Raw genomic sequence first — 21949 nt, forward strand, 5'->3', positions numbered from 1 at the left:
AATGTCGAAAACAACTTTTAAATGTATTGATGCACATACCTGTGGTAATCCGGTTCGAGTAGTTACTACTGGGCATCCCCCTTTAAAAGGTAAATCAATGAGCGAAAAGCGGCAGCATTTCTTAAAAGAATTTGATTGGATCCGAACAGGACTAATGTTTGAACCTCGTGGACACGATATGATGAGTGGCAGTTTTTTGTTCGAACCACATGATCCGCAGAATGATTTTGCGATTCTGTTTATAGAAACTTCAGGGTGTTTACCTATGTGTGGACACGGAACTATTGGAACAATTACTATCGCAATTGAAGAAGGTTTAATTCATCCTAAAACTCCTGGAAAAATACGAATGGAAGCTCCAGCAGGATTAGTAGAAATCCAATATCAAAAAACCGGAAAAAAAGTAGAGTGGGTAAAGCTTAAAAATGTAAAGTCTTACCTCGCAGCAGAAAATTTAACAACAGATTGTCCTGAATTAGGAGGTTTGATTTTTGATGTTGCCTACGGCGGAAATTTTTATGCTATTATTGATACACAAGAAAACTTTAATGGGGTACAAAATTTCACAGCAAGTAAACTTATTCAATACTCTCAAATCATACGGAAACGTATAAACAAAAAATATCCGGATCACTTTATTCATCCTGAAAACGAAACCATAAGAGATGTAAGTCATATCCTATGGACAGGAGATCCAATTAATCCAGCTTCATCAGGAAGAAATGCAGTTTTTTATGGAGATAAGGCCATTGACAGGTCTCCTTGTGGAACTGGGACTTCTGCAAGAATGGCGCAGTTGTATGCTAAAGGCAAATTACAACAAGGTGATGAATTCATTCATGAAAGTTTTATTGGCAGCACTTTTATTGGGCGAATCGAAAAAGAAACCAAATTAGATGGCAAAAAAGCTATTATACCGAGTATCCAAGGATGGGCAAAAGTATATGGGTATAATCATATCATTATTGATAGTGAAGATGACCCGTATGCTCACGGATTTCAAGTAATATAATATGACAAAAGAAGTAATAATCATTGGGGGTGGAATCATAGGACTATGCTCAGCATATTATTTGAGTAAAGAAGGGCATCAAGTCACTGTAATTGATCAATCTTCTATGGATTTTGGAGCGTCTTATGTTAATGCCGGGTATTTGACTCCTAGTCATATTATTCCTTTAGCAGCTCCTGGTGTTATGAAAAAAGGGTTGAAATGGATGTTTAATCCAGCCAGTCCATTGTTTATTAAACCTCGTTTAAATCAAAATCTACTAAGATGGGCTTGGGCTTTTAATAAATCTTGCTCTATAAAAAATGTAGAACGTAGTATCACTGCTATTAAGGATATTAACTTGTTGGGGCGAGATCTATATGCTGAAATTAAACAACAAGAGAAATTTAAATTTCAGTTAGAACGAAAGGGGTTACTTATGCTTTGTCAAACAGATAAAATGCTTGAAGAAGAAATCCAAGTTGCCGAAGTTGCTAAAAAAGAAGGGTTAACAGTAAAAGATCTTTCGCTGGACGAATTAAAGCAAATGGAACCCAATGCACAGTTCAATGCCAAAGGAGCTGTATGGTATGAATGTGATGGTCATACTACTCCTCACGTATTTATGGATGAGATGAAAGCATATTTAAAAACGTCTGGAGTCGTCTTTCTTAAAAATGAAAAAGTAATTGATATTACAGTTAAAGGTGAAAAAATAAATACTATATACACCGAAAACAGTACTTATCAAGCAGATGAGTTCATATTAGCAGCTGGTTCTTGGTCAAATATATTGAGTAAAAAATTAGGAATTCAACTATTATTAGAAGCCGGAAAAGGATACCGAATTAATGCAGCAAGAGATCTGGGGATTACAATCCCCACTATATTAGCTGAAGCAAAAGTAGCGATCACTCCAATGCAGGGTTTTACCAGATTTGCAGGAACTATGGAAATTGCAGGGATAAATCATAATATCAATCAAGTACGAGTTGAAGCTATTGCAAATGCTACAAAAAGATATTACCCAAAAATCGAACTTTCTACATCTGAAAAAGATAATGCAGCTTGCGGTCTAAGACCCGTATCACCTGACGGAATGGCTTATATAGGAAAGTCCTACAAATGCAAAAATCTAACTATTGCTACAGGTCATGCTATGATGGGTTGGAGCATGGGGCCTGCAACTGGAAAATTAGTTTCAGAAATAATTTCTGACAAGAAAACTTCTTTAGATCTCGATGTTTATCATCCAGACAGAAAGTTTTAAGTTTTTCTAAAGCTATTTACATTAATTCTGTCAACCAAAACAAGGTCGAAGTATACACATCAGGAATCTCTTGACTCCGCTGAAGGTGACAGAGGGAAAATCTTCAAGAAGTTACAAAATCCCAGTCTGTCTTTTATAAAAGGCATCCTGTTGTTTTTTCATCATTTCACGAGCAATTTTCTTTTTATAAGCATATAATTCTTCTTCTTCAGTAAGGTCACCATATACTCTATCATTAATAGTATGATCTGTATCTAGTACTACTCTGCGTTGTCCTTCTTTCTGAGCAACCCAGGTTTTCACTTCTCCTTCTATATCCTCTAATTTAAAATCGTATTCGCCTTTTGGAGATAACAGTTTTGCAAAAATCGGCGAAGTTTCTATTGCCAGAAACAATAAAAAGATAAAGAAACTAGGTAGCCAGGGGAGTTCATTTAAAGCATTAACTCTTGCCATTAACCCATCAAAGTTATCAATGATAGGTTGAGAATTAACTACTTGATCTTCATACTCAGCAGACAACTCTGCTTTTTGAACTTCTAATCCTGTAATTTTTTCAGTATTTGTTTTCTTTAATTCCGCCAGTTCTGCCAAAGCAGCATCGTGTTTTTCTCTTTTCTCTTTGTATACAGGGCCTTTACCTAATAGTTTAGTCCCTTCCCGACCTTCAGCTTCTGCTATATAAGTATCATACAGAGTATTTACCTCTGTTTCTTTAGAAATTATTTCTTCCTTTAAGCTTGTTATTTCTGAATCGATCCCTGTAATAACAGGAGTATATTGAGTTGCTATTTGCTCTTTATTTGCCAGGGTAAAATCATTTTTCTGTTCTAACAAAACACGATCAATTTCCTTTTCGAATATTTTTAATTCCAAAGGTTTAGATATTACAACTGCAATAATTACTGCTAAAACAATTCTTGGAGAAGCCTGCAGTAGTTCATCCATAAAATTTTCCTTTTTCTTAATCGTTGAGACTATAAACCGGTCTAGGTTGAAAATTAATAATCCCCAAACTACTCCAAAGAAAACTGCAGTAAAATAATTATCAAATACAGTATATAATGCATAACTGGCAGCAATAAAAGCCATAACAGCTGTAAAGAAAACCGTAGCGCCAATACCTGCATATTTATTTTGTTCCCCATTGGAACAATCCGATAAAATATTTGCATCAGCTCCCGAGCAGAGAATAAAAAAACGTTTTAACATAATCTAAGGGTTTTTGATTGAAACTAATATACAGAACGTTGATTTACAGCAAAATGTTGCACAAAAAAACTCCCTAGTGGGAGTTTAAACATCAGAAAAGTGGATCATTAACTAATTATTGTCTAATGATTCTTTGTGCTTCTTTAAAGCTTTCATTCTTTTTTCTTGAGCCTTTTGCTGCGTCTCTTTAAGTTTTTTAGTAGCTTCTAATTGCTTTTTTCTAGCTTTTTCGATTTTCTTTTTGGTTTCCTTCTCCAACTTTCGCATTTCTTTTTCGAGTTTTTTTAGTTCTTCTTCATTTCCAAGATTTTCTCTTTGCATTCTCATACGAGATCTCTCCATTTTCATTGCTAATTGAGCTTCTTCTCGTGCCAAGGCTGCTTCAGAACGAGCTCTTTCTCTTTCTAACTTCATCGCTATCTGGGCTTCTTCACGAGCGACTTGAGCTTCCATTCTGGCCATTGCTCTTACTTTTTCTGCCTGTTCTCTGGATTTTTTTGACTGCTCCATAGCCATCGCTCTAGCTTTTTCCGCCGCTTCTCTAGCTCTCACCTGACTTTCTTGCGCTCTCACATAATTTCTTTCTCTTGCTTGCATCGCCCTACTTCTACTTCTCTCAGCCTTTTTTGCTGCAATTGCTGCCTTACGTCTTGCCAGCTCTTGCACTCGTTCTGCTTTCCTTACATCTGCCCTTGTATTTTCTCTGGATTCACCCTCAATCATTTCTGCTTCAGCTAACGCTTCTTCTGCCTCTACCATTGCTATAGCTGCTTCTTGTTCTGCTTCCATTTCAGCCACCTCAGCATATTCTCTGGCTAATTCTGCTTGTTCTACTTGATCTTCCATCTCTTCCGATGTTGGTGCTAAAGGAGGAGTCGGAGGTGTTGGAGCAATACCTTTTTCGAATTTTCCCACTGCCTTAGGTGATTTTGGAGCTCTGGCTGGAGAAGGTAGGTCACTTACTTCTCCTTTTCTAACTCTCAGAGATGGCGGAACTGGAGGTGCTGGCGGAATTAAATCGTGATCAGGATTTGCCTTATATAATCGCGTAGATCGGTAAGCATTATTTACCTTATCCAAAAATTCGTCATTAACGTTCTGTAATTTTACATTAAAATTAAATCCCGCTAATTCATCATCTTCCCATGTCTTGGTGAGATCATCGATCGTATTAGCCAATTTATCCAAAGTAACAGAAATACCATTTACTCTTATCTGCTCATTTTTGACTCTAATTTCTATGTCCTTGTCCTGAGTACTCGTCGTTTTAGAGTAACTCCAATTATTTTTTTCCTGTGCTACTATTTCATTATTAAAAAATAACACACATAGTAATAAAACAGGTAATACAGCTAGCAATTTTAGTGCTACTCTTTTTTTAGAAAATTCTTTAGTCATCATTTGTAATCGTTTTTTGGTTAATGAATAATTAATAGTACTTGTAAGTGCAGTTTGATTAGAACTACTGGGGTAACTTACAAGCAAGTTTACATAATGCTGTATCGAAAATTGATGTTTCAATACGGTTTGGTCTGCAAGGAACTCATGATTTAACTTAATGGATTTTTTAATCCAGAACAGTAATGGATTAAACCAAAATATAACTTGCAATACCTCTACAAACAGTATATCTAAGGTATGTCTTTGATTTACGTGAGCTTTTTCATGAAATAATACTTCTTCAGGAATAGCTTTTTGTAAAAATTCGGTTTTTGACACAAAAATGTATTTCAAAAAGGTATGTGGGATTACAGATCCTCCTAATAATACATTTGTATGTGATTGTTCTCTTAGTTTTTCGTTACTTCTTACTTTTTGGGTAAGGTTATATATATTTCTAATAAATCTAAATGTAAAGACTATGACTCCTATTCCATATATAGTCCACAACAATATAGAAAGGTAGTTTGTAGGTTTTTCTACAACTTGATACACTTTTGTAGTATACCCAGGATTAGTGGTTACTTCTACAGGTGCAACCAATATTTCTTCAGGATTAATGTATACTTCCTTTTCATAGGTAAATGTCATCAATGGAATTGTATAGGCAAACATCATACTGAATATCAGATAATATCGCTTAAGGTTATGGATCTTTTCTTTTTCTAAAAAGAGCTTATAAAATGTTCCTAACACCAATAAGCAAAGTGAGGATTTGATTAGATAAGCTATCATAACTTTTGTTTTTTGATTTGTTGATCTACAATCTTCTTTAATTCTTCTAATTCTGAAGTCGAAAGATTCGTTTCTGAAGTAAAGAAAGATGCAAACTGAGAAGCAGAATTATTAAAGAAATTCTTGATTAGACCATTTACGTGCTTAGAGAAATAATCTGTCTTTTTTACAAGTGGATAATACTCTCTGGATTTACCATATAAAGTATAATCTACAAAGTTTTTATCCTGCATTCTTTTAAGTAAAGTAGCTACTGTAGTAGTTGCAGGCTTAGGATCAGGATATGCATCCAAAAGATCTTTCATAAAGGCTTTCTCTAATTTCCAGAGATATTTCATTAACTGTTCTTCGGCTTTGGATAGCTGCATTGCTCTACTTAATTAGAATTAACTCTACAAATGTAGAATAAAAAATTGTATTTCCAAATATTTGCCTTCAAAAAATATAAGACCTGCACTCGATCTCTTATAATTTCAATCATATTTCATACAACTAAGAGAAGTATAAGGCGCACAGGTAGGTATTTATTAATATATCTTTATTTATCGCGTAGCACGTTTTTCAATATATCCCATAAACTACTTAATATACTTCTTTCCAATAATTTTAATAATTCAAAATTTATTAGTATCATTGTGATATCAAAATAATACTATTATGAAGAAAGAAAAAATTATAAAAGCAGGCAACGGTTACTTGGTCTTTGGAGTATTGATAGTTTTAATTGTGTCCCTTATCACTGGAATAACAACTACAGAAAATCGCTGGTTTTTCATATTACTTCCTGTAATATTACTGATCATTAAAGGTTTTTTTATTGTGAACCCAAATAATTCTAAAGTAATGGTACTGTTTGGAGCATATAAAGGAACAGTGATAGAAAATGGTTTCTTTTGGGCAAATCCTTTTTATACGAAAGAAAAAATCTCCTTGCGAGCAAGGAATTTTGATAGTGAACGCGTAAAGGTGAATGATAAGGTTGGGAATCCGATTATGATCAATGTGATTTTGGTTTGGAAAGTGAATAATACCTATAAAGCTGCCTTTGAAGTGGATCACTATCAGGAATTCGTTCGTGTACAAACCGATGCTGCAGTGAGAAAACTTGCGGGATCGTATCCATACGATAACTTTGATGATGCACGAACTGAGTTAACATTAAGATCTGGAATGGATGAGGTAAATGAGGCTTTAGAGAATGAAATTACAGAACGTCTAGCAATGGCAGGTATCAAAGTGTTGGAAGCTAGAATAGGATATTTGGCATATGCTCCCGAAATAGCAAGCGCTATGCTAAAAAGACAACAAGCTGTTGCTATCGTAGCTGCTCGTAAGAAAATTGTGGAAGGAGCAGTGGGAATGGTAGAAGATGCTTTGGCAAAATTATCTGAAGATGATATAATTGATTTTGATGATGACAAAAAAGCATCCATGGTGAGTAATTTAATGGTAGTTTTGTGTGGAGATAAGGAGGCTATACCTGTCATCAATGCAGGTAGCTTAAATTAGTAATTCATGAGTAAGAAAAAGTCATTTGTCCTGAGGATTGATCCTGAAACATTCAAGTCAATTGAAAAATGGGCTGATGATGAATTCAGAAGTGTTAACGGACAGCTAGAATGGATGATTAATAAGTCCTTAAAAGATGCTAAACGACTAAAACAAAAGAATCAATCTGAAGATTCGGACGAAAAGAAATAAGCGATTGATGCATATATGAATAGACCTGCAAAAGTAGTTTCTCCAAAACTTTGCAGGTCTATTTGCGTTAGGGATTGAACGGTTTTGTCTGAGCTCCTTACCTATTTTATTTTACACTTTGCTCATGCCTATGACCCATAAACCTGAGAGAAGTTAACCTTGATTTTAACAGTTAATTAGGTAAGAGCGAGTAGAGAAAGCCCGACCCCGATCCAAATCGGGGTAACGCCTTAATCCTTGCTCAGTTCTGTAAAATACTTATAAAATAATGGTATAGTTTCTATTCCTTTTAGGTAATTCCAAATCCCGAAATGCTCGTTAGGTGAATGAATAGCATCACTATCCAACCCAAATCCCATTAAGATAGTTTTACTCCTTAGTTCTTTTTCGAATAAAGAAACTATGGGTATACTTCCTCCACTCCGTTGTGGAATAGGTGTTTTTCCAAAGGTATCAGTATAAGCTTTACTTGCTGCTTGATATCCAATACTATCAATGGGTGTTACATACCCTTGTCCCCCATGATGCGGAGTTACTTTTACGGTTACTGCTTCGGGAGCAATATTTTCAAAATGTTTTTGGAATAGTTCAGTAATCTCCTCCCAATCCTGATTAGGCACTAAACGCATAGAAATTTTTGCAAATGCTTTACTGGCAATCACTGTCTTTGCGCCTTCTCCTGTATATCCTCCCCAAATTCCGTTAACATCCAGTGTTGGGCGAATTGAATTTCGTTCATTTGTAGAGTATCCATCTTCACCATATATATCTTTGATATCTAATGAGTTTTTATATGCTTCTAAAGAAAATGGTGCTTTGGCCATTTCCGCACGTTCTTCCGCGGATAATTCTTCTACCTTATCATAAAAACCAGGGATGGTAATATGATTGTTCTCATCATGAAGTGAGGCAATCATTTTGGTCAATACATTGATTGGATTAGCCACAGCTCCTCCATACAAACCACTATGTAAATCTCTATTAGGACCAGTAACTTCGACCTCTACATAACTTAGACCTCTCAATCCAGTAGTAATAGAGGGTACATCTTTAGCGATCATTCCTGTATCACTGATCAGAATCACATCATTAGCCAATTTTTCCTGATTGCGTTCTACAAACCACCCAAGACTTTTACTCCCTACTTCTTCTTCTCCTTCGATCATGAATTTGACATTACAAGGTAACTGGTTGGTTTTGGTCATCAGTTCCAGCGCTTTGACATGCATATACATTTGCCCTTTATCATCACAAGAACCTCTTGCAAAAATTGCTCCTTCAGGATGTATCTCTGTTTTCTTAATCACGGGTTCAAATGGTGGGCTGTCCCACAATTCCATAGGATCCGGTGGTTGCACATCATAGTGACCATATACTAAAACTGTTGGTAAGTCGGGGCTAATTATTTTTTCTCCATAAACAATAGGATATCCTGGAGTTTCACAGATTTCTACTTTATCGCAGCCAGCCGTTTCTAAACTTTCTTTAATAGCACCCGCAGTTTTGATGACATCTTTTTCATAAGCCGAATCAGCACTAATTGAGGGCATTTTTAATAGTTCTAGAAGCTCGTTTATAAAACGATCTTTATGTTCCTGAACATAGGATTGAATATTTTGCATGAGATGAGTTAATTTTTGCCTAAAGTACTAAAAGTTTATATTTTTTTGGAAGGTTGTTTTTATTTTAAAACTATTCCTTATATTTGCACCCGCTTACTAATAAAAGTAAGTGATTTTGTACTGAGTCCTAAGTGGTACAAAAATAAATAATGCGGGCGTGGTGGAATTGGTAGACACGCTAGACTTAGGATCTAGTGCCGCGAGGTGTGAGAGTTCGAGTCTCTCCGCCCGCACAGCAAAGAAAAACCCAGATCAGTTGATCTGGGTTTTTTGTTTGGGGTAACACTTTGGATGGATCAAGCTAAAATAAACAACATCTTCAAAATATTAAATGTACCCTAAAATCGGATTCTTCAACCTATTTTAAATTATCTTTGATCAAGTCATAGTTGCCCTTCTTGAGATGAAAAAATCGTTAACCTCTTTATTTTTATTTATAGAGCCTCAATTATACATAGGTGTTATAGGTATGTTGATGATACTTTTTACGGGTTGTGGGGGCAAAAATCAAGATGTTCCTACTATGGAAAAAGGGACATTAGATCTTTCTGATTGGGATTTTGGTACAAATCCTGAAGTTTCGATTGAAGGAAAAGGCCTGTTTTACTGGAAACAATGGCCACTTAATGAAAGTAATAACTTTACTCCCGCTTTATTACAATCAGCTGATACGATTTCCTGGCCAGGCGCAATATGGTCTCAAAAAATAGATGAAGGTCAAGGCTACGGAACATTTCGGTTTTTTATCCAAAGAAAAAAGCTTCAAAAGTCTTTGATGTTAAATATTTCCCGATGCCTTGCTGCTGCGCAAGTATGGATTAATGGAAAAAAAATCCTCGATCATGGACAGATCTCAAAAACCGCTGATCTGGAAAAGATCGATGGGCGCCCTTTGCGATTTGAACTACCCAATGAACCTAATTTGGATGTAATGTTATTGGTTTCCAACCATAAGCATCGATTAGGAGGCGGTTTTGCTTTAAGAACCAAGATTCAGGAAGCAACCCATTTTATCAACGATAATAAAGCAATACCATTAATTGAAGGAGTGGTTACGTTTCTTATTTTACTTTTTGGGGGGTATCAGATTTTACATTTTTTCAGCTTCCCAAAGTATTCCTATTTTCTGTATTTTGGGTTGTTTTGCTTATTAGGAGTATCACGACAATTGTTCGTCGGAGAGGGCTTGATTTATTATTTCTTTCCCGAAATCTCATTTGAAAGCGTTCAAAAAATGCGATATATTGGTTATTACGGCGGGCTGTCATCTGTATTTATGTATCATGCTTTATTATTTCCAGGATACGTTTCCCTAAAGTTTGTACGACTTTTAGTTTTAATTCCTATTCTTGGGGTTTTGTATGTCATTGTTACACCTGTTTTTTATAGCACCTACAGTGCTCTATTCTTTCAGGTATTTGGACTGTTTGTGATCCTGTTAGGTTTTTATCAAATGATTATGGCAGTACGAGATAAAAAACCATATGCCAAAGGAATGCTGATCAGTATGGGAATTACCTGTGCAATGCTTGCAAATGATCTTTTGAATGCAATGTTGATCATACAAACACAATATATAATTACATATGGCTTTTTGTTTTATGTCTGCTTTCAAATTATCCTGAATAACCGAATACAATTACAAACCGAAAAGCAGCTGGTCAAATTATCTACCGATATCGAAAATATGACCGAGCGAATCAGCAAGAAAGAAGAAGAAATATCAGAACTACGAAATGAAACCTTTCAACAATTGAAGTCTAAAGAAAAACTGGTAGAAAATCTGAAAAAAGTTGCTTCTCATGATGAGTCGATTTCCATCCAAAACTTAATTGCAGATCTTAAATCAGAACTATTAGAAGATTCACAATTAACTTTGATCAAAAACGACATCGAAACATTGAATTACGAATTTACACGACGCATTAAAGAAATCCATCCCAATTTGACCGATACCGATCTGGAGATATGTACCTACCTGCGAATGTCTTTAGGAAGAAAAGAAATTGCCAGACTTCGTTTTACTTCGATAGAAGCTGTAAAAAAATCTCGAAGTCGTTTACGTAAGAGAATGAATCTTTCTACAGATGTAAACTTGGAGGAGTATATAAAATCTATTTAGTTTTTATTGGATCAGCTGATGTAAAAGCAGAAAAATCTTTGTTTAATAGAGTAGTTTAAAAAACTGAAACTCCTTGTTTTTATAGGGATTTAGGGCTTGTACCCCTAGGTGTACCCTCTATTTTTTATAGAAAAATGAATTTTATCAGTTACTTAGCAGTATGATTAATTAACTATTATGATACCTTTTTTGAAAAAGATATTTATCGCTGAAAAATCAAATAGTCAATTTGAGAAAATTCAGGATATGGAAATGAAGAAAAAAAAGCTAGAAGATATCCTAAATAATTTGCAAAAGATAGAAGAAGAACTAAGACAAGTAAAAAAAAGTAACTAGATATGGACCCCTTAAATATGTATATAATGACAGAAAACACTTCTCCTCTGTATACTCCTCCAACCTGGAAGCATCATATGAATGTAGAATATATAGAAATCGATTTTACAGGATTGTATGAAGAAGAAGATATTATTCAATGCGTGTCAGATGCAGCTGAAATGGGACTTCAGCGACCAGATAAATCAGTTCGGGCATTGGTGTACACTAAAGGAATGAAAACAAGTCCGAAGGCCATGCGGACTATTAAAAAATTAGGCAAACTAGTACAACCCAAGCTTAAAAAGTCCGCATTGGTGGGATCTGTAGGGATTGTGTCATTATTAATGAAAATATATATCAGTTATACAGGTAGTAAGATCAAGTTTTTTACGGACAAAGAAGCTGCTATTAAATATGTAACGAATGATTAATATTGATACTGAATCTACAAGTGATTATAATGAAGCTATCATATCAGTAGTTACAACTGATAAAGAATTGGAATTTATGGAGCTGTTGAAAGAGCGTAATGTAAAGGTTCACTTGATGGATGCGATTCCTACGGATATAGAATCCTGGGAAGTAAGCCCGGATACTATTATTTTGGACAATAAGATCGATAAAGATTGGGAAAGTAAATTAGATAGTATCAGAAAAATCAGTGCTTATAAAGATATACCAGTTATTGTATTAAACAATGATGAAGTGCAGATCGAAGATGTCTTTTCTAACTGGAACAAAGAATTTTTGTTTGTACAGCGAGAAAATTCGAAGTCAATTCTTCGAGCGGTTATGGCAACAGTGAAATATTGGAAAAGATTAAATAGCGTTTTACTTAAGACAAATCAATTGAACAGAATTTTATCAACCAACTATTTGATCCTGGATGCCAAAAATGAATGTTTAGAAAAAGTACAACAACAACTCAATCAGCTTCACACTATAATTACACCAGAAATCAAAAAAGAACTCCTGAAGATAGATGATTTAATTGCCGATAACTTAAAAAAAGGAGATCACTATCAACTGTTTAAAGCACATTTTGAAGAGGTGCATCCGTTGTTTTATAAAAAGTTACTGGCGATCAATGAAGATTTATCGAATAATGATCTCAAACTCGCAGCTTTTCTAAAGATGAATTTTAATAATTCTGAAATATCATTTTTTATGGGAATATCAATTGCCGGAGTTAAAAAAGCGATACAACGATTACGTGTAAAGCTGGGACTACAACCTCAAGAATCGTTACGACAGTTTATATTTACGATAGAAGTCTAAAAGTTAAATGTTAAATATGATAATTAAAGACAATGTCTCCCATAAGTCTCCCTTTTTAGTTTTTTTTAACAAAAGCGGATGGTAATTTTGAACCATAAAATAAAGTAAGTGAATAATATAATAATTAACCCAAATCAGAGCTAGTTAGTATACCACTGAACTTTTAAAAGCCTAAAATCTCTATACTATGAACATCATACACTTTTTTCCTTAGAAAGAAATGAATAGAGAAGTTATTAACTTCTTGTTATGATCATACTTTACAAGGAATTTTTCCAATAAAAGGTAGCATTTCATACTGCAATCACTTTGTACTGTGCAAAGTGACATAGGATCTTTTTTGCCAAAAGTAAAGCAACAATTACTAAGAAAATAAATAAAAACTTTTACATAGAACTTTTAATACTACCCCTTTATGAAAAGAAATTTACTTAACCTATTCATTCTTTTAATCCCGATTTGGTCTTTTGGCCAATCGTGTGGAGCTTTAATGGTTCCAATATCTATTGAAGATCGTGTAAATGAATCTACCCAAATTGTAGAAGGTGTTATTACCAGTAGCCAGAGTTATTGGGATATATCAAAACATAATATCTATACCTTGCATACTGTAAGTGTATACGCAGATATGCTTGGTAATAGTGCTTCATCCGTACAATTTGTAACGATGGGCGGGCAGGTAGGCGATGCTATGCAAATAACTTCTAGTGAAGCTTCGTTAGAAGTTGGAGTTATAGCTACCTTTTTCTTAAAAGAAAGTGCAGTAAAACTTAGCGGCAAAAGCACTATGTATGAGCTTGTAGGAGCCGCACAAGGAGTCATAAAATATAGTAAGCGTAGCGACAGTGCATCTGATGTTTTTAACAAATATCAATCTATTACAAAAGAATTATACCCCAAAATCCAAAGAGTCACTGCCAAAAGGTTTAGAACCCTACAAAAACGCCCTACCGTTGCGGATAGAACTACTACCAATGCAAAAGCATTACTGGCAACACCCGCTATTTCTAATTTCTCGCCAACTTCTGCTAGTGCAGGTACGCAAACCGTTTTAACCATTAACGGTTCTAATTTTGGAACTGTCGCTGGTACTGTAAGTTTTCCAAATGCCAATGCGGGCGGTCTCTCCTATACAGATGCCTTAAGTTCTGAGATTATTAGTTGGTCGGATACACAGATCCAGGTACAGGTCCCTTCGTTGGCAGGTACAGGTGCTATTCAGGTGACCAATAGTACTGCCGAAACAGGAACAAGTAATGCTAATCTTACTGTAACCTATAGTCATCTTAATGCAACATTTAGTGCAGAAGCTTTTCCAACAGCATTACAGGATGATGATGGTAATGGTGGTTTTACTTTTCAGTATCATACTGATTTTGATACCAGTAGCGCAAAATCTTATTTTGAAGAAGCCTTTGCATTATGGAACTGTGAATCTAATATCAACTTTGTATTTGGTAGCACGACAACAACAGATGTCTCTGTAGATGACGGTGTCAATATAGTACGATTCGACAACGGCTCAGAATTACCCATTAACGTTTTAGGACGTGTCACCACACGTTTCTTAGGTAGTTGCCCAACAACAAACCGAATGGTCGTAAAGGAATTAGATGTCACTTGGAACGATGATATTAACTGGTATTACGGTAGTGGTACGCCAAGTGCTACGCAATATGATTTTAAAAGCGTAGCCTTACATGAATTAGGGCATGCGCATCAATTAGGACACGTGATTGACCCTGGTTTAGTGATGCATTATTCTCTGGGAAGTGGCGATGTTAGCTATGCCTTAAACCAGAACGATATTGATGGCGCCACATATACCATGGGCTTATTTACAGAATCTGTTGGCTGTAGTTCAATCCCCATGACTGAACAAATCAATTGTTGTGACGATATCGTTATTAATTCTCAACCAACAGATAGTAGTACAGAAGTTGATGGTGACGCACAATTTGTCGTTGACGCTTCTAATTTCACGCAAGTAAACTGGTTAGTAAGTGTGTCAGGAAGTAGTTTATTTTCTACGGTATCTGATAATGCCTTGTTTTCTGGCTCTAATACCGCAACCTTATCCCTGCAAAATGTACCATTGAGTTATGATGGCTATAGATTTCGAGCAGTATTACAAAATGAATGTGGTACGGAGACACCGACAAACATTGCGACACTAAACGTTCTTGAATATACAGCTATTCCAGATGCAAATTTTGAAGCAGCTTTAAGTGCCTATGATGATATTCCTGGCGATGGACAAGTGCCAACTGCCAATATCGAAATGTTGACCAATTTAAATGTGAGTGATGCTAACATTTCAGACCTTACTGGGCTTGAAGATTTTGTACAACTAACAGCTTTGGATATTTCCGAAAATAATCTCACAACGGTATCTTTAAGTACACTTACGAATCTTGAAGTTTTTGAAGCCGACGCCAATTTTAATTTAACCAGTGTAGATCTATCTGGTAATACAGCACTAAGAGAAATTTCTTTAGAAGATTGTACTGCGCTTACAACTTTGAATCTCAGCACAAATACGTCATTAGAAATTTTAAGCGCCAGCCAATCAGGCTTAGCTTCCATTACGCTTGGTAATTTGCCTAATCTAACCTCTGTCGATTTAGGTTTTACGAATGTAACGACTTTGGATTTTTCAGCAGCTACATCATTAGTAATTCTAAATGTACCTAACTGTCAACTTACCAGTTTGAATGTCACTAATGGTAACAATACCATTATTACAAATTTTGTGACACTTAACAATCCAAATTTATTCTGTATTGCTGTAGATGATGTCGCTTTCGCGGAAGCGAACTTTACAAATATCGATGCTCAAACCAGCTTTAGTGACACCAATTGCTATACGACAATCTCAGATGCTAATTTTGAAACTGCTCTACACAATTTAGGCTATGATGACATTTTAGGGGATGGGCAGGTACCAACGGCCTTAATTGCTGGAGTCACAACTTTGGATGTAGACAACACTGGTATCACAGATTTAACAGGTATAGCAGACTTTACATCACTCGTAAACCTTGATATTGATGATAATAATATCAACACCGTAGATCTTAGCAATAATAAGCAACTGCAAGTGTTAGTGGCGAAAGACGCTAACATCCAAAACTTAAACCTTGATGGGTTGACCAATTTGTATCAGATATCATTGCAATTTAATGTCATAACCAGTCTGGACTTATCTACCAATACAGCAATACGTTCTATGAATATAAGCCTTAATGAATTGACGTATGTAAATCTGCAAAATGGAAATAACAGTATCATTACCGACCTTGATGCGCGTTCTAATGATAACTTAGAATGTATCTTAGTTGATGACGTAAATATTGTGAACACAGCTAGTATTTATACGGACAGCCAAACCAACCTTTCTCAATACTGTACGTATACGGCAATACCAGATGCCAATTTTGAAACTGCTTTAGAGAATTTGGGCTATGACGACATTTCGGGTGATGGACAAGTTCCCACAGCCTTGATAGAAACGGTAACCTCTCTATTTGTAGGTAATGCTAACATTTCTGATCTAACTGGGATCGAAGATTTTACAGCTCTGGAAACTCTAGCGGCCTTCCAGAATAATCTGACCACGCTAGATCTGTCTAACAATTTAGCATTGACCTTTTTATCAGCGCCCGACAATAATATCAGCAGTCTTGATTTAGGAACCAATACAAGCTACGAAACCATTTTTATAAGAGAAAATAATCTTTCGGAAATTGACGTCACAGGTTTTACAAGTTTAGAGTGGCTGGACTTGAAGAATAACCCCATAACTGCATTAGATGTAAGCAGTAATTTGGACTTAGCACAATTGCAATGTGAGGGTTGTAATCTGTTTAGCCTAAATATGAAAAATGGTAACAATACAAATATTTCAAACTTTGATATTGGGCTTAATCCTAATCTTACTTGCGTTTTAGTAGATGATGCCGCCTACAGTACGGCTAACTGGACAAGTGTCGATGTACAAACTGTATTTAATGATGTGGAGTGCGCTGCTATAAGCTATATAGCCATACCTGATGCTAATTTTGAAACTGCTTTAGGTAACTTAGGCTATGATGATATTTCTGGGGATGGACAAATACCAACAACGACAATAGAAACCCTAACCTCTCTAGATGTAAGTAACGCCAGTATTGCTAACCTTACAGGAATTGAAGCTTTTGTGGATTTAGAATCTTTAATAGTAAATGACAATACCATTTCCAGTATCAATTTAGGCAGTAATACAAAAATAAAGATACTTAATGCAAGGAATAATGGATTGACTTCCTTAGATATTAGCACTTGTACTGATATGGATTTATTGTTATTGGAAAATAACAGTTTAACTAGTTTGGATCTTTCAAAAAACACACAACTTACGAGAATTTGGGCTCAAAATAACAACTTTAATTCGTTTGATGTTACTAATAACCCACTATTACGGGCTATTGGCATCAGTAACAGTAATTTGACAAGTTTAGATTTAACGAAAAATATAGCACTACAACAACTCTATGCTGCAGGCAACTCTATAACAGAGGTTGATTTAAGTAACAGTCCAGCTATGAGAATTGTAAGCTTACATACGAATAACTTATCCAGTTTCAACATCCAAAATGGAAACAATGCGAATATTACAGCCTTTGAATTAGCAAACAATTCCAGTCTAACCTGTGTACAGGTAGATGATGCCGCCTACAGTACTACTAACTGGACCGATGTGGATGCGCAAACCAACTTTTCAGAAACAGCATATTGTGAGTATACAGCAATCCCAGGTGCAAGTTTTGAAGGGACTCTAGAATTTCTTGGTTATGATGATATTCCTGGTGATGGACGAGTGCCAACAGCACTCATAAAGGGTATAACAACGCTATCTATTGCCGGTATGGATATTAGTGACCTAACGGGTATTGAAGATTTTACAGCTTTAGAATATTTACAATGTAGTGATAACACGCTAACAAGCCTAGATATAAGTAGTAACACAGCATTAGAAAGACTGTATTGTAATAGAAATAGTTTAACAGATTTAGAACTTGGTTTCAATACCGTTTTAACTTCATTAAATTGCGAGGATAACAATTTAAGTACTTTAAACCTCTTAGATAGTCCTGCGCTAGAAGATATTCTAATTAGCAATAACCCAATAACATCATTAGACTTTATAAACAATTGGGCACTGATTTCGATTACTGCTAAAAGTACTAATGTCATTGATGTTGATTTAACAATGTTGCCTAGTTTGGAAGAAGTTGTTTTTTCTGGGAATAATATTTCTTCTTTTAATTTGAAAAATAATAACAATGGTAACATTGACAAATTTGAAGTATCTAATACACCTTCTTTATCTTGTATTTCCGTAGATGACGCTTCATATGCTACTACCAATTGGACGTCTGTAGATGCCCATGTAAGTTTTTCAGAAACCAGTTATTGTCAATATACTTCCGTACCTGATAGTAATTTTGAAACGGCTCTAGAAAATTTTGGCTATGATGATATTTCTGGTGACGGACAGGTGCCAACTGCATTGATTTCTGGAGTTACCGATTTAAATCTTTTGGGAGCTACAGTAACAGATTTAACAGGAATAGCAGACTTTGATTCACTTACAAGGCTTCAGATTTCAGGTAATAATATAAGTACTGTAGACCTCAGCAATAATTCACAATTAGAGACGCTTACGGCAGTAGATTGTAATATACAAACCTTAAATGTTACAGGATTGACAAATCTTAACTTTTTGTTAGTAGAGGTTAACCAATTGACGAGCTTAGACCTATCCACAACACCGGCAGTAAGTTCCATCGATTTGAGAGACAATAATCTAACTGAATTGAACTTACAAAATGGGAACAATACCACTATTACCTCGTTCGACATCCGTTCCAATCCTGACTTAAGCTGTGTTCAGGTAGATGATGCAGCATACAGTACAGCCAACTGGATCAATGTAGATGCGCAAACCAACTTTTCAGAAACACAGTATTGTGAATACACCGCAATTCCTGATGCAAATTTTGAAGCTACTTTAGGATATTTGGGCTATGATGATATTTCCGGTGATGGGCAAGTACCCACAGCATTGATTGAAGGGGTTACAACCTTATCCGTTATCAATATGGAGATATCTGACCTTACCGGAATTGAAGATTTTACGGCTTTGGAAGAATTGAATGTTGATACAAATTTTCTTTCTGATCTTGACCTGAGCGCTAATACCAACCTTATTAAAATTGAATGTGGCTCTAATTCCATGGATTCAATCAACCTGAATGGTTTAACAGCTTTAGAGGAGTTTGACGGTGGTTCTAATGACTATACAACATTAGATTTTTCTACTAACACTAGCCTCACAAAATTATACTGTGACAGTAATGACTTAACAGCGCTTGATGTAAGTAACAATACGATACTTACCGATTTAGATTGTAGTAATAATGCATTAACGACACTTAACGTAAGAAACGGAAATAACACCAATGTCACCAACTTTAATGCTACTAACAATCCTAATTTAGATTGTATCCAGGTAGATGATGTCACGTACAGTACCACTAATTGGACCAATGTAGATGCGCAAACCAACTTTTCAGAAACAGCATATTGTGAATACACAGCAATTCCAGATGCTAATTTTGAAACGGCTCTAGCAAATTTAGGATATGATGATATTTCTGGTGATGGACAAGTACCAACAGAGCTAATAAAAACGGTAGCTTCCTTAAGCGTAAGTAGTGCTAATATCAGTGATCTTACAGGAATTGAAGATTTTACGGCTTTACGCCAGTTTTTTGTTTCTCGTAATAATCTGACTACGCTAGACCTTTCCAACAATCCTTTAATAAGTAACTTGGGAGCTAAAAACAACAATATTAGTACACTTAATCTGGGTACTAATACCAACTATCAATTAATAGATTTAAGTAATAATAATCTGACCTCATTTGATGCGAGTAATTTTACCGGACTAGCATTACTAGAACTCAACAATAATCCGATTACGAGTATGGATTTGAGCGCTAATATTGAATTAGGAAACTTTGAGTGCTCTGGTTGTGACTTATCAAGCCTAAATATTCAAAATGGTAATTACCTTCATATTAGCACTTTTAAAGTCCGAAATAATCCAAACTTAACATGCGTGCTGGTGGATGATGTTGCATACAGTACTGCTAATTGGACAAATATTGACGCGCAAACCAGTTTTAGCGAAACCTATTGTCTTTATACACAAATCCCAGATGCTAATTTTGAAGCCGCTTTGGATGCTTTAGGTTATGATGATATTTCGTCAGATGGGCAAGTGCCTACAGCTCTTATTGAAGTAGTTACTAGTTTAAATTTGTTCAACAGTAATATAGCGGATTTAACAGGTATTGAAGATTTTAGAGCACTAGAATTGCTTAATCTTACAAATAATAACCTAACGTCCCTAGATGTAAGTACAAATACAAATTTAGAAGTTCTAAACTGTGAAAATAATAGTCTTACAGCCTTGGATGTAACTGCTAATGTATTACTTGAAACACTTGTTGCTAGCGGAAACGCTTTGGGAAATATTGATGTAAGTACAAATACTTACTTAGAAATTTTATTACTTAATACCTGTGGCCTTTCCAGTATAGATTTGTCTAACAACAAATTATTATCACTAGTAGGTCTATCTAATAACCAATTAACTACCCTGGATTTTACTGTAAATACAAGTTTAGAAGATCTATATGTAGACAATAATGAATTAGCTTTTTTAAACTTTAAAAATGGTGATAATACCAATATAAAAGCTTTTAATGCAACTAACAATTCAGAATTAGAATGCATTTTAGTCGATGATGCTACTTATAGTACAACTTACTGGACGAATATTGATGCACAAACCAGTTTTAGTGATACTTACTGTCGTTACACGACAATACCAGATGCAAATTTTGAAGCAGCTCTAGAAGCTTTAGGTTATGATGATATATCAGGTGACGGACAAGTGCCTACAGCTTTAATAGAAACCGTAGGTTTTCTAAGTGTAAGTAATGCTAATATTGCCGACCTCACAGGAATTGAAGCTTTTGTAGCCTTAGGAGAACTGGTTTTAACTGGAAATAATCTAACTGCGCTAGACCTTTCCAATAATACCTCATTAGGTCTCTTAAGTGCAGCAGATAATAACATTAGTACATTCAACTTAGGAACCAATACCAATTACGAAGCCATCGTATTGAGTAACAATAATCTTACAGCATTTGATGCCAGCAATCTTTCTGTATTATCGTCTTTACAATTAAACAATAATCCGATCACTGTATTAGACTTGAGTGCTAGTACGGCTCTACAGACATTTCAATGTTCAAATTGCGATTTGTCAAGTCTCAATGTTCAGAATGGGAACAACACAGATATGGTAACCTTTGATATTTTAGGTAATCCGAACTTAACCTGTGTCATTGTAGATGATGCGGCGTACAGTACCACAAACTGGACTAATATTGATGTACAAACAACTTTTAGTGAAACTTCTTGTATTACAGATTATGCAGTAGCTATAAAAGCGTATGTACAAGGCGCAGCTTTGAATCCGAATGAAGGCGAAGAAAGCTTACTGCGTGATGACTTACGTGTCGCCGGATTAATACCAACCACAAGTCCGTATACAGATGCGTTAACCTGTGATGCAACAGTATTTGATAGCACTGGAAATGATGCTATTGTCGATTGGGTTTGGGTAGAATTGAGAGATCAAAATGATGTTACTGTAGTGATCGCAGGACAATCCGCCTTATTACAACGTGATGGAGATATCGTTGCAGTAGACGGAGTTTCTGATGTAGCATTTTCGATCGAAGCTGATGATTATTATGTCTTGATAACACATCGTAATCATTTGGGGATACGCTCGGCGAATACGGTTTCATTATCTGCTACCACCGCGATCCTTGATCTTACAACAGATACTTCGCTCATTCTTGGAGGTACCAATGCAGTTACCGAGATCAGAAATGGCACTTATGCTATGCTCGCCGGAGATGGAGATGCTAATGGGCAAATCCAGAATACAGATATCAATACAGTAATCACCTTACTTGGTGGATCCGGATATAGTGATGCCGATATGGATATGAATGGTCAGGTACAAAATACAGATATTAATAACCTCATGAACCCCAATGTAGGAAAAGGAGAACAATTTTAATGATCCTATTGATATAAACCACGATAGAGATATGAAGTCAAACGCCAATAAA

13 protein-coding genes and 1 tRNA gene are annotated in these 21949 nt (G+C 35.5%); 10 read left to right on the top strand and 4 right to left on the bottom strand.

Annotated elements, in window-relative coordinates:
* Window position 1: 1 nt before the first annotated feature.
* Entirely contained in the window at window positions 2-1012 is a 1011-nt protein-coding gene (locus J8M14_RS12615) for a 4-hydroxyproline epimerase (RefSeq protein ID WP_211074976.1), read from the top strand.
* A 1-nt stretch (window position 1013) separates the two neighbouring features.
* On the top strand, window positions 1014-2261 hold the full coding sequence (locus J8M14_RS12620; protein WP_211074977.1) for an FAD-dependent oxidoreductase: 1248 nt from the start codon (window positions 1014-1016) through the stop codon (window positions 2259-2261).
* 111 nt (window positions 2262-2372) lie between these two features.
* Here J8M14_RS12620 and J8M14_RS12625 read toward each other — a convergent pair whose 3' ends face one another.
* From J8M14_RS12625 to J8M14_RS12635, 3 genes are all read right to left on the bottom strand, one after another.
* Entirely contained in the window at window positions 2373-3473 is a 1101-nt protein-coding gene (locus J8M14_RS12625) for a DUF4407 domain-containing protein (protein ID WP_211074978.1), read from the bottom strand.
* Between the two features lie 111 nt (window positions 3474-3584).
* A complete protein-coding gene (locus J8M14_RS12630; RefSeq protein WP_211074979.1) occupies window positions 3585-5648 on the bottom strand; it encodes a M56 family metallopeptidase in 2064 nt (687 codons plus the stop codon).
* Window positions 5645-6016 carry a BlaI/MecI/CopY family transcriptional regulator gene (locus J8M14_RS12635; RefSeq protein ID WP_211074980.1) on the bottom strand — a complete coding sequence of 124 codons (372 nt, stop codon included), beginning with the start codon at window positions 6014-6016 and terminating at the stop codon, window positions 5645-5647. The genes J8M14_RS12630 and J8M14_RS12635 overlap by 4 nt, the downstream gene beginning before the upstream one ends.
* A 289-nt stretch (window positions 6017-6305) precedes the next feature.
* On the opposite strand from J8M14_RS12635, the gene J8M14_RS12640 reads away from it, so the two are divergent.
* Window positions 6306-7157, top strand: coding sequence for an SPFH domain-containing protein (locus J8M14_RS12640; protein ID WP_211074981.1), 852 nt, complete (start codon window positions 6306-6308; stop codon window positions 7155-7157).
* 6 nt (window positions 7158-7163) lie between these two features.
* Window positions 7164-7349 (top strand): Arc family DNA binding domain-containing protein, encoded by a 186-nt coding sequence (locus J8M14_RS12645; protein WP_211074982.1) that lies wholly within the window; start codon window positions 7164-7166, stop codon window positions 7347-7349.
* A gap of 230 nt (window positions 7350-7579) precedes the next feature.
* Here J8M14_RS12645 and J8M14_RS12650 read toward each other — a convergent pair whose 3' ends face one another.
* Window positions 7580-8971, bottom strand: coding sequence for a dipeptidase (locus tag J8M14_RS12650; protein WP_211074983.1), 1392 nt, complete (start codon window positions 8969-8971; stop codon window positions 7580-7582).
* A gap of 151 nt (window positions 8972-9122) precedes the next feature.
* Here J8M14_RS12650 and J8M14_RS12655 point away from each other — a divergent pair.
* From J8M14_RS12655 to J8M14_RS12680, 6 genes are all read left to right on the top strand, one after another.
* A tRNA-Leu gene (locus tag J8M14_RS12655) sits at window positions 9123-9204 on the top strand.
* Between the two features lie 170 nt (window positions 9205-9374).
* Window positions 9375-11093, top strand: coding sequence for a 7TM-DISM domain-containing protein (locus J8M14_RS12660; protein WP_211074984.1), 1719 nt, complete (start codon window positions 9375-9377; stop codon window positions 11091-11093).
* Window positions 11094-11282: 189 nt separating this feature from the next.
* Entirely contained in the window at window positions 11283-11429 is a 147-nt protein-coding gene (locus J8M14_RS12665) for a hypothetical protein (protein WP_211074985.1), read from the top strand.
* A gap of 26 nt (window positions 11430-11455) precedes the next feature.
* Entirely contained in the window at window positions 11456-11842 is a 387-nt protein-coding gene (locus J8M14_RS12670) for an STAS/SEC14 domain-containing protein (RefSeq protein ID WP_211074986.1), read from the top strand.
* Window positions 11835-12689 carry a hypothetical protein gene (locus tag J8M14_RS12675; RefSeq protein WP_211074987.1) on the top strand — a complete coding sequence of 285 codons (855 nt, stop codon included), beginning with the start codon at window positions 11835-11837 and terminating at the stop codon, window positions 12687-12689. The genes J8M14_RS12670 and J8M14_RS12675 overlap by 8 nt, the downstream gene beginning before the upstream one ends.
* 415 nt (window positions 12690-13104) lie before the next feature.
* Entirely contained in the window at window positions 13105-21897 is an 8793-nt protein-coding gene (locus J8M14_RS12680; protein WP_211074988.1) for a matrixin family metalloprotease, read from the top strand.
* Window positions 21898-21949 lie beyond the last annotated feature (52 nt).

This window comes from Aquimarina sp. MMG016, from assembly GCF_018100805.1.
Taxonomy (GTDB): domain Bacteria; phylum Bacteroidota; class Bacteroidia; order Flavobacteriales; family Flavobacteriaceae; genus Aquimarina.